Origin of the sequence: Streptomyces sp. NPDC008238, assembly GCF_042956445.1 — a bacterium.
Taxonomy (GTDB): Bacteria; Actinomycetota; Actinomycetes; order Streptomycetales; family Streptomycetaceae; genus Actinacidiphila.
This window is the reverse complement of the sequence record NZ_JBIBGK010000024.1, coordinates 62355-78900: the sequence shown is the minus strand read 5'-3', so window position 1 is coordinate 78900 and position 16546 is coordinate 62355. Positions and strand designations below refer to the sequence as shown.

The following is a 16546-nucleotide window of genomic DNA, read 5'->3' as shown; positions in this document are numbered from 1 at the left end:
GACACCGGCTGTCGGCGCCACCCCGTAGGGTCCTGCCATGGGCACCAGCACCGAAGCCGTTCCTCCGAGGCCGCCGTCCTCCCTGTCGCCGTCGCGCGCCGCCGACTTCATGCGGTGTCCGCTGCTGTACCGGCTGCGGGTGATCGACCGGCTGCCGGAGAAGCCGAGCCAGGCGGCGACGCGGGGCACGGTGGTGCACGCGGTGCTGGAGCGTCTCTTCGACGTGCCGGCGGCGGAGCGGACGGCGGACCGGGCGCGGGCGATGGTGCCGGGGCAGTGGCAGCGGCTGCTGGAGGAGCGTCCGGAGCTGTCGGAGTTGTTCGCCGCGGAGGACGGGCAGGGTCTGGCGCAGTGGCTGGAGGAGGCGGCCGGGCTGGTCGAGCGGTGGTTCTCGCTGGAGGACCCGACGCGGCTGGAGCCGGCCGAGCGTGAGCTGTACGTGGAGACGGAGCTGGAGTCGGGGCTGACGCTGCGCGGTTACATCGACCGTCTGGACGTCGCGGCGGCCTCGGGTGACCTGCGGGTGGTGGACTACAAGACCGGCAAGGCGCCGCGGCCGGAGTACGCGGACGAGGCGTTGTTCCAGATGAAGTTCTACGCGCTGGTGCTGTGGCGGCTGCGGGGCGTGGTGCCGCGTCGGCTGCAGTTGGTCTACCTGGGCAGTGGCGAGGTGCTGACGTACGACCCGTCGGAGGGTGAGCTGCGGGCGGTGGGGCGGAAGCTGGAGGCGCTGTGGGAGGCGATCCGGCGGGCCACGGAGTCGGGTGACTGGCGGCCGCGCCCGAGCCGGCTGTGCGACTGGTGCGACCACCGGGAGGTGTGCCCGTCTTTCGGGGGGACTCCCCCACCGTATCCGCTGCCCGTCGTGGGGAAGAATGGGGAGTCCTGAGGGCGAAGGAGATTTTGTGGCTATTCGCGTCCTGTTGGTGGACGACCAGCCGCTGCTGCGTACGGGCTTCCGGATGATCCTGGAGGCGGAGGGCGACCTGGCGGTGGTCGGCGAGGCGGGGGACGGCCAGCAGGCCCTGGAGCAGGTGCGGGCGCTGCAGCCCGATGTGGTGCTGATGGACATCCGCATGCCGCGGATGGACGGGGTGGAGGCGACGCGGCAGATCACCGGGCCGGGCCGGGACGGTCCGGCGAAGGTGCTGGTGCTGACGACCTTCGACCTCGACGAGTACGTGGTGGAGGCGTTGCGTGCGGGTGCGAGCGGTTTCCTGCTGAAGGACGCCCCGGCGCACGAGCTGGTGCAGGCGATCCGGGTGGTCGCGGCGGGTGAGGCGATGCTGGCGCCGAGCATCACGCGGCGTCTGCTGGACAAGTACGCGGGCCGGCTGCCGTCGGGCGAGGAGCCGGTGCCGCAGGCGCTGCACACCTTGACCGACCGGGAGGTCGAGGTGCTGAAGCTGGTGGCGCGGGGCCTGTCGAACGCGGAGATCGCCGCGGAGCTGTTCGTGAGCGAGACGACGGTGAAGACCCATGTGGGTCATGTGCTGACGAAGCTTGCGCTGCGCGACCGGGTGCAGGCGGCGGTGTACGCGTACGAGAGCGGACTGGTGCGCCCCGGGGCGCAGTAGCGTCCCGGGGCGTGTGGGGTGGCCGGGGCCCCTGTGCGGGCCCTGGTGTTCAGGAGGCCGAGGCGCCCTTCTGGATCTCCCAGAAGCGGAAGACGGTGGAGGGGTCGAGGGTCCACTCCAGGCCGTTGATGTTGTCCTTGGAGACCACGTACTGCTTGCCCTGCCAGAGCGGGATCATGGGCACGTCGTCGGCGACGATGTCCTGGAGTTCCTCGAAGTCGGCGGTGGTGTCGGCGCGGCCGGCCTCGGCGGCGGTGTGCGGGATCAACTGCTCGGTGATCTTCTTGTTGACGTAGTTGTTGGACAGCACGTTTCCGTCGCCGAAGAACGGGGCGGTGAAGTTGTCCGGGTCCGGGTAGTCCGGCACCCAGCCGCGCACGTACGCCGCGTACTTGCCCGCCTCGATGTCCTTGGCGTACTGGTCGGCGTCGGTGGTCTTGACGTCCACGTCGAACAGCCCGCTGTCGTTGAGCTGCTTGGCGATCGCCTTCAGCTCCGCCACCGTGCCCGGCCCGAAACGCACCGGCGTCGCCCACAGCGTGAACTTCACCTTCGCGGTGATCCCCGCCTGCGACAGCGCGGACTGCGCCCCCGCCACGTCACCGCCCTCGCCGTACCGGTCGAAGAACGCCGTGTTGTGACCGGTGATCCCCTGCGGCACGATCGAGTACAACGGCGTCGCCGTACGCTGGTACACGTCCCGGATGAACGCCTTCCGGTCGATCACATACGCCACCGCCCGGCGCACCGCCTTGTTGCCCACCACCAGGTCCTTGACGTTGAACACCAGGTGCTGCACCTCGGCACCGGTGCCCTCCACCACCTGGATCCCGGTGTCGCCGGCTATCGAACTGCGCTGCAGCGACGCGATGTCGGCCGAGTCCAGACCACGGTAGGCCAGGTCCACCGACCCGTCCTCGACCGCCGTCTTCAACGCCGGCTCGTCACCGAAGAACTTCATCGTCATACCGGAGTTACGGATCTCCGCCGACCCCTGGTAGCCCTCGTTGACGGTGAACACCGCCTTGTCACCGGCCTCGTAGGAGTCCAGCTTGTACGGGCCCGAGCCCGTCGCCCCGCCATCGGTGCGCAGCTTGTCCGCCGGGTACTGCGTGTGGTCCACGATCGACCCCGCACCCGAGGCGATCTTCATCGGGAACGTCGCGTCGGAGTACTTCAGGTGGAACACCACCCGCTCCGGCGACGGGGTGTCGATCGTCTTGATCGAGTCCAGCAGCACCGCGGGACCGTTCTCGTCGTTGATCTTGACGGTCCGCTCGAAGGAGAACTTCACGTCCTGCGACGTCAGCGCCTCACCGTTGCTGAACTTCAGGCCCTTGCGCAGCGTGCAGTCGAAGGTCTTGCTGCCCTCGTCGGTGAACTTGCAGCTCTCCGCCGCCTCCGGCTCGGGCGTGGTCGCGCCCTTGGGGAAACTCAGCAGGGACTGGAAGACGTTGGTGAACACGATCCAGGAGCCGACGTCGTAGCCGGACGCCGGATCGACCGCGGTCACCTTGTCCGTGATGCCCATCGTGAGGGGGTCTCCGCCGGCCTCGCCGTCCGCCCCTCCCGTGCCGCAGCCGGCGACGACGACCGCCGTCACGGAGAGCGGGAGCGCCAGTCGCTGGACTCGATTCCTCACGAGACTTCCCTCACAGCTTCGTCGCAGGGGCGGGCCCCGGTCGGCCGGACCCGGAGACAACTCACGGGTCCGGCCGACCGGTGGCTCATCCTGTCACACCGCGACCAATCTCCCAGAACTGGGCGCTGGAAGAGGAATTGAGGAACCATTCGGCTCCCGTGATGCCGTCGCGGCTGGCGACGAACTGCTTGTCCTGGTACAGCGGGATCATCGGGAGTTCACGCGACAGGATCTCCTGCATCTGCGCGAAGTCCTTGTCCGTCTTGCTGCGGTTGGCGGACTGGCGGGTGGCCGGCAGGAGCTGGTTCTTGATGGTCGACCCCTTGTAGTTGAGGTCGAGGAATCCGTCGTCCGCGAAGAACGGCGCGATGTAGGTCTCGGCGTCCGGGAAGTCGGGGAGCCAGCTGAGCGAGTAGGCGGCGAACTGGCCGGTGGCGATTCCCTTGAGGAACTTCTTCCAGGTGATCGGCTGGAGGTCCACCTTGAACAGCCCGGTGGCCTCGAGCTGCTTCTTCAGCAGCTGCGCCTCTTCCTTGTCCGGGGTGGAGGGGTGCTCGGTCGGGTAGGTCCAGGTGAACTTGACCGGGGTGCTGATGCCGGCGGAGGACAGGACCTGGGCGGCCTTGTCGCGGTCGGGCTCGCCGTACGTGTTGAAGTACGAGTTGGCGTGGCCGGTGATGCCGGTCGGGACGGCGCCGAAGAGCGGGGCGGCGGTGCGGCCGGTCACGTCGCGGGTGAGGGCGTCGCGGTCGAGGACGCGGGCGAGGGCCTCACGGACGGCGTCGGGCTTCACCGAGGGGTCGTCGAGGTTGAAGAACATGAAGCGGACCGAGGCTCCCTGGGTCTCGGTCAGCTTGACGTCCTGGACCGTGTCCTGCTGGAGCTCGTTGATCTGGTCCGCCGTGAGGGTGCGGTTCACCAGGTCGACTTCGCCGGCCTTGAGCGCCTTCAGCATCTCGGGGGCCGAGGGGAAGAAGCGGACCTCGACCTTGTCGTTGGCGCGCTTGTCGAACAGGCCGTTGTAGTTCGGGTTGGCGCTGAGGACCGCCTTGCCGTTCTCCCACGAGTCCAGCTTGTACGGGCCGGAACCCTCCATCTTCAGGCCCTTGAGCGGCTCGGTGGCGCTGTAGACCTCGCTGTCGACGATGGCCGCGGCCGGGGTCGCCAGCTTGTAGGGGAAGGTGGCGTCGGAGGCCTTGAGGTGGAAGACGACGGTCTTCGGGTCCGGAGCCTCGACGCTGTCGATGCCCACCAGGAGGCTCGCCGGGCCGATGTCGCTGTTGATCTTCATCACGCGGTCGACCGAGAACTTGACGTCCTCGGAGGTGAGGTCGTGACCGTTGGCGAACTTCATGCCGTCGCGCAGCGTGCAGCGGTACGTCTCCGACTTGGTGTCGGAGAACCCGCAGGACTTGGCGGCGTCCGGCTCGGGGGTGGTGGAGCTGCGCGAGTAACCGAGGAGCATCTGGAAGGTGTTGTTGAAGAAGCTGTACGTGCCGCCGTCGTAGGCCGTGGCCGGGTCGAGGGGGGAAGGCTGGTCCGCGGACACCTCGATGGGGTCCGTGGTGCCGATGACGACCGCGTCACCGCCACCGCCACCGCCGGTCGAGTCACCGCACCCGGCGAGTACGGGCGCGGCGAGACCCAGCAGGGCCGGCAGCACCAGTAGCTTGCGATTCATCCTCGTTGTTCTCCCTCTTCCGGCCCCCGGCCGCGCAGTGTTGAGCGGGGCGACGATACCCGGAATTGCGGGGCCCCGGCATTCCGGCGGACCGCCCCCGAACACGGAGAAGTTGAGTCCACGTCACGGCTGGATAACAGGGTGTGCCGTACCGATATCCGGACAGCGGAACGAACAGCCCGCCGCTCCCCCAATCCGGACACAACCACTCCGACCGCATGGCGATGTGACGGGGTGGACCATGCCCGGGGCGCCCTGTCGAGACCGGCGGATGTGAAAAGTATCACACCCCGGGGTACTGGCCGGTAAACAATTCGGCGCCGCGAATCGTCACGGAAAATAGCCGGGCAGGCGCCCAGAGTTTCCGTTCAATTCACGGCGACTCTCAGTGAACGGTTGTAATCAGAGAGCGCAGAAATGGCACGTCGACCCCTTCCAGGGAGCGGACCACGGTCCGCCCGGGGGCCGGCGCGACGGCGGCGATGGACGGGACGGCCACGACCCGGCAGCCGGCGGCCTCGGCGGCCGCCACGCCGGTGGGGGTGTCCTCGACGACCACGCACCGTGACGGGTCCGCGCCCAGCCGCGCGGCGGCCAGCAGGTAGGGGTCCGGGTACGGCTTGGTCCGCTCGATCTCGTCCCCGGCGAGGGAGAAGGCGAAGTGGTGCGAGCCGAGGGAGAGCATGACGGCGTCGATGATGCGCCGGTGGGAGGCGGAGACCAGCGCGGCGGGCACCCCGTGCGCGGCCAGGTCGGTCAGCAGCCGCTGGGCGCCCGGCATCAGCGATACGCCGCGGCCGATGAGCTCGACGAAGCGCAGGTTGATCAGGGTGGACAGCTCGGCGAGCGTGGCGTCCGTTCCGGTGACCGAGATGAGGTGTCCCAGGCTGCGGGCCATGGGGCCGCCGACGACGACCTCGCGGTGGGTGTCGTCCAGGACGTGGCCGAGTTCGGCGAACACCTCGACCTCGGCGTTCCACCAGAATCCCTCGGTGTCGACCAGCGTGCCGTCCATGTCCAGGAGCACGGCCTGCAGGCCCGCCTCCCGGGCGGGCCGGATCTCGATAGCGGGAATACCGCTCGTCATGCGCCCCACTCCTCTGCTTCCAGGGGGCACAAAGGCCGGTCGCCTCGCGCCCGGGTGGTGGGGGCGTGCGACCGGCCAGGTGCCGTATCGGACCGTCCAGTCTACGACGTACGTCCGGCTACCGCGCGTTGAAGTACTTGGCCTCCGGGTGGTGGATGACGATCGCGTCGGTGGACTGCTCCGGATGGAGCTGGAACTCCTCCGAGAGGCGGACCCCGATGCGCTCCGGCTCCAGCAGCTCCGCGATCTTGGCGCGGTCCTCCAGGTCGGGGCAGGCGCCGTAGCCCAGGGAGAAGCGGGCGCCCCGGTACTTCAGGGCGAACATGTCCTCCATGGCGGCCGGGTCCTCCCCGGCGAAGCCGAGTTCGGAGCGGACCCGGGCGTGCCAGTACTCGGCCAGCGCCTCGGCGAGCTGGACGGACAGGCCGTGCAGCTCGAGGTAGTCGCGGTAGGCGTCGGCGGCGAACAGCTCGTTGGCCGCCTCGGAGATCCGGTTGCCGACGGTGACGACCTGCAGGCCGACGACGTCGGTCTCGCCGGACTCCTCGGGGCGGAAGAAGTCCGCCAGGCACAGGCGGCGGCCGCGGCGCTGGCGCGGGAAGGTGAAGCGGGTCCGTTCGGTGCCGTCCTCGTGGAGGATGATCAGGTCGTCGCCCTTGGAGACGCAGGGGAAGTAGCCCTGGACGACGGCGGCCTCGAGCAGCCCCTCGCTCTGCAGGCGGTCCAGCAGCCCGCGCAGCCGCGGGCGGCCCTCGGTCTCCACCAGTTCCTCGTACGTGGGGCCGCCGGCGCGCGCCTGCTTCAGTCCCCACTGGCCCTTGAAGAGCGCGCCCTCGTCCAGCCAGGACGCGTAGTCCTTGAGCGGGATGCCCTTGACGACCCGGGAGCCCCAGAACGGCGGGGTCGGCACCGGGTTGTCGACGGCGACGTCGGAGCGGATCTGGCCGCGGTTCTCCTCGGGCTCGGGGACGACGCCCGCGCGGGCCGCCACGCGGCGCTGCTTCAGCTCGGGGAGGGTGGCGCCGGGCACGCCGCGCTTGACGGCGATGAGGGCGTCCATCAGGCGCAGCCCCTCGAAGGCGTCGCGGGCGTAGCGGACCTCGCCCTCGTAGAGCTCGTGGAGGTCCTGCTCGACGTAGGCGCGGGTGAGGGCGGCGCCGCCGAGGATGACCGGGTAGGTGGCGGCGAGGCCGCGCTGGTTCAGCTCCTCCAGGTTCTCCTTCATGATCACCGTGGACTTCACCAGCAGGCCGGACATGCCGATGACGTCGGCGGAGTGCTCGCCCGCGGCGTCCAGGATCGCCGAGACGGGCTGCTTGATGCCGAGGTTGACGACGTTGTAGCCGTTGTTGGACAGGATGATGTCCACGAGGTTCTTGCCGATGTCGTGGACGTCGCCGCGGACGGTGGCCAGCACGATGGTGCCCTTGCCGGAGGCGTCGGACTTCTCCATGTGCGGTTCGAGGTGGGCGACGGCGGTCTTCATCACCTCGGCCGACTGCAGGACGAACGGCAGCTGCATCTGGCCGGAGCCGAACAGCTCGCCGACGACCTTCATGCCCTCCAGGAGGGTGTCGTTGACGATGGCGAGGGCGGGACGCGTCGTCAGGGCCTCGTCGAGGTCCGCCTCCAGGCCGTTCTTCTCGCCGTCGATGATGCGCCGCTGCAGGCGCTCCTCCAGCGGCAGCGCGGCCAGTTCCTCGGCGCGGCTCGCCCTGACGGACTTGGTGTCGACGCCCTCGAACAGCTCGAGGAAGCGCTGCAGCGGGTCGTAGCCCTCGCGGCGCCGGTCGTACACCAGGTCCAGGGCGACCTCGCGCTGCTCCTCGGGGATGCGGGCGATCGGCAGGATCTTGGACGCGTGCACGATCGCCGAGTCCAGGCCGGCCTCGACGCACTCGTGCAGGAAGACCGAGTTCAGCACCATGCGGGCGGCCGGGTTGAGGCCGAAGGAGATGTTGGACAGGCCGAGGGTGGTCTGCACGTCGGGGTGGCGGCGCTTGAGCTCTCGGATCGCCTCGATGGTGGCGATGCCGTCCTTGCGGGACTCCTCCTGGCCGGTGGCGATGGTGAAGGTCAGGCAGTCGACGATGATGTCGCCCTCGTCGATGCCCCAGTTGCCGGTCAGGTCGGCGATGAGCCGTTCGGCGACGGCCACCTTGCTCTCGGGGGTGCGGGCCTGGCCCTCCTCGTCGATGGTGAGGGCGATCAGGGCGGCGCCGTGCTCGGCCGCGAGGCGGGTGGTGCGGGCGAAGCGGGAGTCGGGGCCGTCGCCGTCCTCGTAGTTGACGGAGTTGATCACGGCGCGCCCGCCGAGCTTCTCCAGGCCGGCGCGGAGCACCTCGGGCTCGGTGGAGTCCAGGACGATCGGCAGGGTGGAGGCGGTGGCCAGGCGTCCGGCGATCTCGTTCATGTCGGCGACGCCGTCGCGGCCGACGTAGTCGACGCACAGGTCGAGGAGGTGGGCGCCCTCGCGGATCTGCTCGCGGGCCATCTCCACGCAGTCGTCCCAGCGCCCGTCCAGCATGGCCTCGCGGAACTTCTTGGAGCCGTTGGCGTTGGTGCGTTCGCCGATGGCGAGGTACGAGGTGTCCTGGCGGAAGGGGACGGTCTGGTAGAGCGAGGAGGCGCCCGCCTCGGGGCGCGGCGTGCGGGGGGTGACCTGGTGGCCGCGGACCCGCTCGACGACCTGGCGCAGGTGCTCGGGGGTGGTGCCGCAGCAGCCGCCGACCAGGGCGAGGCCGTACTCGCGGACGAAGGCCTCCTGCGCGTCGGCGAGACCCTCGGGGTCGAGGGGGAAGTGGGCGCCGTCCTTGCCGAGGATGGGCAGTCCCGCGTTGGGCATGCAGGAGATGCCGACGCGGGCGTGGCGGGCGAGGTAGCGCAGGTGCTCGCTCATCTCGGCGGGGCCGGTGGAGCAGTTCAGGCCGATGGTGTCGATGCCGAGCGGTTCCAGTGCGGTCAGCGCGGCCCCGATCTCGGAGCCCAGCAGCATGGTGCCGGTGGTCTCGACGGCGACCTGGACGAAGAGCGGCAGGTCGAGTCCGGCCTCGGCGAGCGCTTCCTTGGTGCCGAGCACCGCGGCCTTGATCTGCAGCAGGTCCTGGCAGGTCTCGACGAGGAGGGCGTCGGCGCCGCCGGAGACGAGGCCTGCGGCGTTCTGCCGGAAGCCCTCCTTGAGGACGGCGTAGTCGACGTGACCGAGCGTCGGCAGCTTGGTGCCGGGCCCGATCGAGCCGATGACCCAGCGCTGGCGGCCGTCCGCCGCGGAGAACTCGTCGGCGACCTCGCGGGCGATCCGGGCGCCGGCCTCGGAGAGCTCGAAGATGCGGTCGGCGATGTCGTACTCGCCGAGGGCGGAGAAGTTGGCGCCGAAGGTGTTGGTCTCCACGCAGTCCACGCCGACGGCGAAGTACTCGCGGTGGACGGAGGCGACGATGTCGGGGCGAGAGACGTTGAGGACCTCGTTGCAGCCCTCGTGCCCCTGGAAGTCGTCGAGGGTGGGGTTCTGCGCCTGGAGCATCGTGCCCATCGCCCCGTCGGCGACGACCACCCGGGTCGCCAGGGCCTCTCGCAGTGCTGCGCCTCGGGCACCGCTCGTGGACGGAAGGGACGGCTGGGCCATGGGTGTGCTCCCTGGGATGCGACGGCTGTCGGCTTGGTGTGTGCCGGTCCTGCTGGTACACACCAGGCCAGCGTAGCCGTGCCCCCGGATTCCGCCGCGGGGCATTCCGAGGGGCGGACGGCGGTGCCACACTCTTCTCTGGGATGATGATGGTCGGCATCGTCTGACATCGTTCAGCATTGTCGAATCAGTCATCGAGGCGCGTGGTCGTTCCTAACGGAGGGGTTGTTCATGCCAGGTCCCATCCAGTCGCTCGCCAGGGCGGCCGCGATCCTGCGCCTGCTGGCCGGCGGAGAGCGCAGGCTCGGCCTGTCGGACGTGGCCTCCTCCCTGGGCCTGGCGAAGGGCACCGCGCACGGCATCCTGCGCACGCTGCAGCAGGAGGGCTTCGTCGAGCAGGACCCGGTCTCAGGGCGCTACCAGCTGGGGGCGGAGCTGCTGCGGCTGGGCAACAGCTACCTGGACGTGCACGAGCTGCGGGCCCGCGCCCTGGTGTGGACCGACGACCTGGCGCGCTCCAGCGGCGAGGCCGTCTACCTGGGGGTGCTGCACCAGCAGGGGGTGCTCATCGTCCACCACGTCTTCCGTCCGGACGACAGCCGTCAGGTGCTGGAGGTCGGGGCCATGCACCCGCTGCACAGCAGCGCGCTGGGCAAGGTGCTGTCGGCGTACGACCCGGTGGCGCACAGCGAGGTGGTCGAGAGGGAGCGCGAGCCGCTGACGGCGCGCACCGTCACCGAGGGAGTGGCGTTCGAGGGTGTGCTGGATCTCACCCGCGCCCGCGGCTGGAGCGCCGACCTGGAGGAGACTTGGGACGGCGTGGCCTCCATCGCCGCGCCCATCCACGACCGGCACCGCATGACCGTGGGGGCGGTGGCCGTCACCGGCGCGGTCGAACGGGTCTGCGCGGACGGCGAGATCAGGCCCCAACTGGTCGCGGCGGTACGGGACTGCGCCAGGGCGGTCTCGCGCGACCTGGGCGCCGGCCGCTTCTGACGCCCGGACGACCCCCGGACGGCGCCCGGCCGCGCGCCGACTCGGAGACCTTTCCGCAACCTGACGAACCCTTGACGGGTCCGGTCGCGCAGGAGAACACTCTCGTTCGACGGTCGACATTGTCGAACACCAGCCGACGAGTCGGTAAGGTGTACGTAACCGTGGGACCGCCGAGGGCCTGGTGACAGGCCCACGGACTCCGGAACGGGACCGGGGTCCGCCTTCCCCTGGACGAAGGACAAAGGAGTCGCGAGTGTCCAGCGACCACATCTTCATCGGCGAGACCATCGGTACCGCTGTTCTGATCCTCCTCGGCGGCGGCGTCTGCGCGGCTGTCACCCTCAAGGGATCCAAGGCCCGTAACGCCGGCTGGGTGGCCATCACCTTCGGTTGGGGCTTCGCGGTCCTGGCCGGCGCCTACATCTCCGGTTCCCTCTCCGGCGCCCACCTGAACCCCGCCGTCACGATCGGTCTCGCGGTCGACAGCGGCGAATGGGGCAAGGTCCCGGTCTACCTGGCCGGCCAGATGCTCGGCGCGATGATCGGCGCGGCCCTGGTGTGGATCACCTACTACGGCCAGTTCCAGGCCCACCTGACGGACGCCGAGATCACCGGCGGCCCGGGGGCGCAGGCCACCGCGGCCGCCGAGAAGCAGGCCACGGGCCCCGGCCCGGTGCTGGGCATCTTCTCCACCGGCCCCGAGATCCGCAACGTCGCGCAGAACCTCGCCACGGAGATCATCGGCACCTTCGTCCTGGTGCTGTTCATCCTGACCCTCGGCCTCACCAAGGGCCTCGCGGTCTCGGGTACCGGCACGCTGATGGTGGCGCTGGTCGTGGTCGGCATCGGCCTCTCGCTCGGCGGGCCGACCGGGTACGCCATCAACCCCGCCCGCGACCTCGGTCCGCGCATCGTGCACGCCCTGCTGCCGCTGCCCAACAAGGGCGGCTCCGACTGGCGGTACGCCTGGATACCCGTCGTCGGCCCGATCGTCGGTTCGGTCCTCGCGGCCGGCCTGTACAAGATCGCATTCTGAGAAGCAGCCCCGACTTCCCAAGGACCCGAGGAGCACACCGTGACCGACGCCCACACCACCGGCCCGTTCATCGCGGCCATCGACCAGGGCACCACGTCCTCGCGCTGCATCATCTTCGACAAGGACGGCCGCATCGTCTCGGTCGGCCAGAAGGAGCACGAGCAGATCTTCCCCAAGCCGGGGTGGGTCGAGCACGACGCCGCCGAGATCTGGACCAACGTGCAGGAGGTCGTCGAGGAGGCGGTCCACAAGGCCGGCATCACCTCCGCCGACGTCAAGGCCATCGGCATCACCAACCAGCGCGAGACCACCGTCCTGTGGGACAAGAACACCGGTGAGCCGGTGCACAACGCCCTGGTCTGGCAGGACACCCGCACCGACGCCCTGTGCAAGGAACTCGGCCGCAACGTCGGGCAGGACCGTTTCCGCCGGGAGACCGGACTGCCGCTGGCCTCCTACTTCGCCGGACCCAAGATCCGCTGGCTGCTCGACAACGTCGAGGGCCTGCGCGAGCGCGCCGAGGCCGGGGACATCCTCTTCGGCACCATGGACAGCTGGGTGATCTGGAACCTCACCGGCGGCGTCGACGGCGGACGGCACGTCACCGACGTGACCAACGCCTCCCGCACCCTGCTGATGAACCTGCACACCCTCGACTGGGACGACAAGATCCTCCAGTCGATCGAGGTGCCCGCCGCGGTGCTCCCGGAGATCCGCTCCTCCGCCGAGGTGTACGGCGAGGCCGCCTCCGGCGCCCTGGCGGGCGTGCCGGTCGCCTCCGCGCTCGGCGACCAGCAGGCGGCCCTGTTCGGCCAGACCTGCTACTCCGAGGGCGAGGCCAAGTCCACCTACGGCACCGGCACCTTCCTGCTGATGAACACCGGCGAGAAGCCGATCAACAGCTACAACGGCCTGATCACCACCGTCGGTTACCGCATCGGCGACCAGAAGCCGGTGTACGCCCTGGAGGGCTCGATCGCCGTCACCGGTTCGCTGGTGCAGTGGATGCGCGACCAGATGGGCCTGATCAAGACCGCGGCCGAGATCGAGACCCTCGCCCTGTCGGTGGAGGACAACGGCGGCGCGTACTTCGTGCCCGCCTTCTCCGGTCTGTTCGCCCCGTACTGGCGCTCCGACGCCCGCGGTGTGATCGCCGGCCTCACCCGGTACGTCACCAAGGCGCACATCGCCCGCGCCGTGCTGGAGGCGACCGCCTGGCAGACCCGGGAGATCGTCGACGCCATGACCAAGGACTCGGGCGTGGAGCTCACCGCGCTCAAGGTCGACGGCGGCATGACCGCGAACAACCTGCTGATGCAGACCCTCGCCGACTTCCTGGACGCACCGGTCGTGCGCCCGCTGGTCGCCGAGACCACCTGCCTGGGCGCCGCGTACGCGGCCGGCCTCGCGGTGGGCTTCTGGTCGGACACCGACGAGCTGCGCGCCAACTGGCGCCGGGCCGCCGAATGGACCCCCCGTATGGACGCCGAGGTCCGCGACCGCGAGTACAAGGACTGGCTCAAGGCCGTCGAGCGGACCATGGGCTGGATCGAAGAGGAGCACTGAACCGAACATGACCACCACGCAGCACGTCCCGGCGCTCGGGACGCGTCCGACCGCCGGCCGTAACCCGGGCCGCGCCGAGACCCGGGAACTGCTGAGCCGCGCCACCTACGACCTGCTGGTCATCGGCGGCGGCATCCTGGGCACCTCCGTGGCATGGCACGCCGCGCAGTCGGGGCTGCGGGTGGCGATGGTGGACGCCGGCGACTTCGCCGGCGCCACCAGCTCGGCCTCCTCCAAGCTCGTCCACGGCGGTCTGCGCTACCTGCAGACCGGCGCGGTCAAGCTGGTGGCGGAGAACCACATGGAACGGCGGGTCCTGGCCAGGGACGTGGCTCCGCACCTGGTCAACCCGCTCACCTTCCACCTGCCGGTCTACAAGGGCGGCCCGGTCGGCGCGGCCAAGCTCGGCGCGGGTGTCTTCGCCTACTCGGCGCTGTCCGCCTTCGGCGACGGGGTCGGCAGGATCATCTCCCCGGCCAGGGCGGCGGCCGCCAACCCCGCCCTGCGCACGGAGAACCTCAAGGCCGTCGCGGTCTACTACGACCACCAGATGAACGACTCCCGGATGGCCGTCATGACGGTGCGCGCCGCCGTCGAGGCGGGTGCCGTCGTCCTCAACCACGCCGAGGTAACCGGACTGCGCTTCACCCGCGGCCGGGTCACCGGAGCCGACCTCGAGGACCGGCTGGACGGCACCGCGTTCGGCGTGGACGCGCGGCTGGTGCTCAACGCGACCGGCCCCTGGGTCGACCACCTGCGCCGGATGGAGGACACGGGCGCCGCCCCCAGCATCCGGCTGTCCAAGGGCGCCCACATCGTGCTGAAGCGCAAGGCCCCGTGGCGGGCGGCCATGGCCACCCCGATCGACAAGTACCGCATCACCTTCGCCCTGCCGTGGGAGGACCAGCTGCTGCTGGGCACCACGGACGAGGAGTACACCGGCGACCCGGCGGACGTGCGGGCCACCGATGCCGACATCCGCCAGATCCTGGACGAGGCCTCTCACTCCGTACGGGACGAGCACCTGTCCCCCGACCTGATCACCTACGCCTTCGCGGGCCTGCGGGTGCTGCCCGGCGGCCCCGGCGGGGTGGAGAAGGCCAAGCGCGAGACCGTCGTCACCGAGGGCAGCGGCGGCATGCTGTCGGTGGCGGGCGGCAAGTGGACGACGTACCGGCACATCGGCCGCACCGTCATCGCCAAGCTCGCCAAGCTGCCCGGCGGTCCGCTGAACGAGGACATGGAGCCCCTGGACCACCTGCCGCGCCGGGTGCCGCTGCCCGGCGTCGCCAACCCCAACGCGGTCGCCCACCGGCTGCTGGTCGACCGCGACCCGGGCCACCGCATCGACCCGCTGACCGCGCGTCACCTCGCCACCCACTACGGCGCGCTGTCCTTCGACATCGCCCGCATGGTGAACGAGGACCCGGCGCTCGGCGAGCGGATCCACCCGGACGCACCGGAGATATGGGCCCAGGTCGTGTACGCCCGCGACCACGAGTGGGCCGAGTCGGCGGACGACGTGCTGCGCCGCCGCACCACCCTGACGGTGCGCGGCCTGGACACCGCGGACGTCCGGGAGCGGGTCGAGTCGCTGCTGGCCGCCCGGCGCGACTGACACCCCCGACCCGTGGGCCCGGGCGCCCCGGGGGGAGCGGAACGACCTCCCCGCTCACCCCGGACGCCCGGGCCGCCGCGTTTCCTGCGGGACGTAGACGTCCGCGAGCCCCTGGGCGTCGGCGTACGAGGGCAGGCCCGCGGGGAGCGGTGCGCCGTGCAGGGCGTGCCCGGCGGTGTCGACGGCGGCGTGGAGCGCGGCACGGAAGAGCAGCGAGCCGGTGCTGACCCGGCTCACCCCGAGCGCGGCGAGGCGGGGCAGCCCGGGGCCGCCGGGCGGCAGCAGGACGTTGAGCGGGGCGTCGAGGTCCGCGGCGAGCGAGGCGATGTCGCCGTCGTCGGCGAGGCCGGGCACGAAGATCCCGTCGGCGCCGGCCGCGAGGTAGGCGGCGGCGCGGCGGCGGGTCTCGTCCCGCGGGTCCTCGGTGGTACCGAGCCAGTAGGTGTCGGTGCGGGCGTTGACGAACAGCCCGGGGGCGGCGCCCTTGACCGCGGCGATGAGGGCGCACTGCGCGGCGGGGTCGGTCAGGCCCGCCCCGCCGGGGCGGCCGTCCTCGATGTTGACGCCCGCGACGCCCAGCCGCGCCAAACCGGCGGCGAGTTCGGCGACGTCCTCGGGCGTGCCGCCGAAGCCCGCCTCGATGTCGACGCTGACCAGGACGGGCAGCCGTACGAGGTCGCGGGCCAGCCGCAGGGTCGTCTCCCGGGTGGCGCCGGCCGCGTCCGGCAGGCCCGCCGCGGCGGCGACGCCCAGGCTCGTGGTGCCGATCGCCGGGTGGCCGCGGGCGGCGAGGGCGGCCGCGGAGGCGCGGTCCCACGCGCACGGCAGGAAGAGCGGGCGGCCTGCCCGGTGGAGGGCGCGGAAGGCCTCGAAGCGGTTCATGCGGTGGGTGCCTCCAGGGCGTCGGGCGCGATGCCCAGGTGGGTGCGCAGGGCGGCCCGGCCCCGCGCGGTGGTCTTCAGGGCCCGGCCGCTGCCGATGCGCACGCACCAGCCGGACGCGAGGGCGTGCGCGCACAGCGCGGCCCCGGCGACGCCCGCCAGGTGCGGCCGGCGCTCCGTCCAGTCCAGGCAGGGCCGGGCGAGCGGGCGGCGGCCGGTGCGGGCGGCGGCCAGGTCGACACCGAGTCCGGCGAACCACTGCACGCCCTCGTCGGTGAGGGCGAAGCCGGTGCGCTGGGTGAGCAGTCCGCGCTCGGTCATGGCGTCCGTGACGAGGATGCCCAGGCGTCCGGCGAGGTGGTCGTAGCAGGTCCGGGCGCGGGCCATGGCGCTCCCGGCACCCGCCTGCGCGAGGGTGCGCGGCGCGGGCGGCGGCCCGGCGTGTGCGGCGAGGTCCTCGACGAGCTGCGCGGTACGGGCGTCGGCGAGGCGTACGTAGCGGTGACGGCCCTGGCGTTCCTCGGCGAGCAGCCCGCCCGCGACGAGCCGGCCGAGGTGCTCGCTGGCGGTCGAGGGCGCCACACCGGTGTGCCGGGCCAGCTCGCCCGCCGTCCAGGCCCGGCCGTCGAGCAGCGCCAGGCACATCGCCGCCCTCGTCTCGTCTGCGAGCAGCGCCGCGAGGGCGGCGAGGGCGCTTCCCGCGTGGTTGTTCCGCACCATGTCCCCAGCATGCGCCCCGGACGTTTCGGCGCGCGCCGAACCGTCGCGGGCGTGCCCCGCGGCCGTCCGCGGCTTGACAGGACGTCAGCCGAGGCCCCACCCTTTCATCACTTGCTT

12 protein-coding genes are annotated in these 16546 nt (G+C 71.0%); 6 read left to right on the top strand and 6 right to left on the bottom strand.

Going from position 1 to position 16546, the window contains the following annotated elements:
* The first annotated feature begins 37 nt into the window (after window positions 1-37).
* Both ACFZAU_RS33180 and ACFZAU_RS33175 read left to right on the top strand, forming a co-directional pair.
* The gene (locus ACFZAU_RS33180) at window positions 38-889 is read left to right on the top strand and encodes a RecB family exonuclease (protein ID WP_500555247.1); all 852 of its coding nucleotides are present in this window, start codon (window positions 38-40) and stop codon (window positions 887-889) included.
* A gap of 16 nt (window positions 890-905) precedes the next feature.
* The gene (locus ACFZAU_RS33175) at window positions 906-1577 is read left to right on the top strand and encodes a response regulator (protein ID WP_450386271.1); all 672 of its coding nucleotides are present in this window, start codon (window positions 906-908) and stop codon (window positions 1575-1577) included.
* A gap of 49 nt (window positions 1578-1626) precedes the next feature.
* On the opposite strand, the gene ACFZAU_RS33170 is transcribed toward ACFZAU_RS33175, so the two are convergent.
* From ACFZAU_RS33170 to metH, 4 genes are all read right to left on the bottom strand, one after another.
* A complete protein-coding gene (locus ACFZAU_RS33170; protein WP_500555246.1) occupies window positions 1627-3219 on the bottom strand; it encodes an ABC transporter substrate-binding protein in 1593 nt (530 codons plus the stop codon).
* 85 nt (window positions 3220-3304) lie between these two features.
* Entirely contained in the window at window positions 3305-4900 is a 1596-nt protein-coding gene (locus ACFZAU_RS33165) for an ABC transporter substrate-binding protein (RefSeq protein ID WP_500555245.1), read from the bottom strand.
* Window positions 4901-5285: 385 nt separating this feature from the next.
* Entirely contained in the window at window positions 5286-5987 is a 702-nt protein-coding gene (locus ACFZAU_RS33160; RefSeq protein ID WP_500555244.1) for an HAD family hydrolase, read from the bottom strand.
* Between the two features lie 118 nt (window positions 5988-6105).
* Window positions 6106-9612 (bottom strand): methionine synthase, encoded by a 3507-nt coding sequence (gene metH / locus ACFZAU_RS33155; RefSeq protein WP_500555243.1) that lies wholly within the window; start codon window positions 9610-9612, stop codon window positions 6106-6108.
* A 231-nt stretch (window positions 9613-9843) separates the two neighbouring features.
* Between metH and ACFZAU_RS33150 the strand changes: the two genes are divergently transcribed.
* From ACFZAU_RS33150 to ACFZAU_RS33135, 4 genes are all read left to right on the top strand, one after another.
* A complete protein-coding gene (locus ACFZAU_RS33150; RefSeq protein WP_500555242.1) occupies window positions 9844-10608 on the top strand; it encodes an IclR family transcriptional regulator in 765 nt (254 codons plus the stop codon).
* 253 nt (window positions 10609-10861) lie between these two features.
* Window positions 10862-11644: an MIP/aquaporin family protein gene (locus ACFZAU_RS33145; RefSeq protein ID WP_500555241.1), complete on the top strand. Its 783-nt coding sequence runs from the start codon at window positions 10862-10864 to the stop codon at window positions 11642-11644.
* Between the two features lie 39 nt (window positions 11645-11683).
* Entirely contained in the window at window positions 11684-13210 is a 1527-nt protein-coding gene (glpK, locus tag ACFZAU_RS33140; protein ID WP_499603585.1) for a glycerol kinase GlpK, read from the top strand.
* 7 nt (window positions 13211-13217) lie between these two features.
* On the top strand, window positions 13218-14828 hold the full coding sequence (locus ACFZAU_RS33135; protein ID WP_499603586.1) for a glycerol-3-phosphate dehydrogenase/oxidase: 1611 nt from the start codon (window positions 13218-13220) through the stop codon (window positions 14826-14828).
* A 54-nt stretch (window positions 14829-14882) separates the two neighbouring features.
* Here ACFZAU_RS33135 and ACFZAU_RS33130 read toward each other — a convergent pair whose 3' ends face one another.
* Both ACFZAU_RS33130 and ACFZAU_RS33125 read right to left on the bottom strand, forming a co-directional pair.
* Complete coding sequence (locus tag ACFZAU_RS33130) at window positions 14883-15710, bottom strand: isocitrate lyase/PEP mutase family protein (RefSeq protein WP_500555240.1); 828 nt, start codon at window positions 15708-15710, stop codon at window positions 14883-14885.
* Window positions 15707-16429, bottom strand: a complete 723-nt coding sequence (locus tag ACFZAU_RS33125; RefSeq protein ID WP_500555239.1) for an ArsR/SmtB family transcription factor — start codon at window positions 16427-16429, stop codon at window positions 15707-15709. Before ACFZAU_RS33125 ends, ACFZAU_RS33130 begins: the two co-directional genes overlap by 4 nt.
* Window positions 16430-16546: the final 117 nt, after the last annotated feature.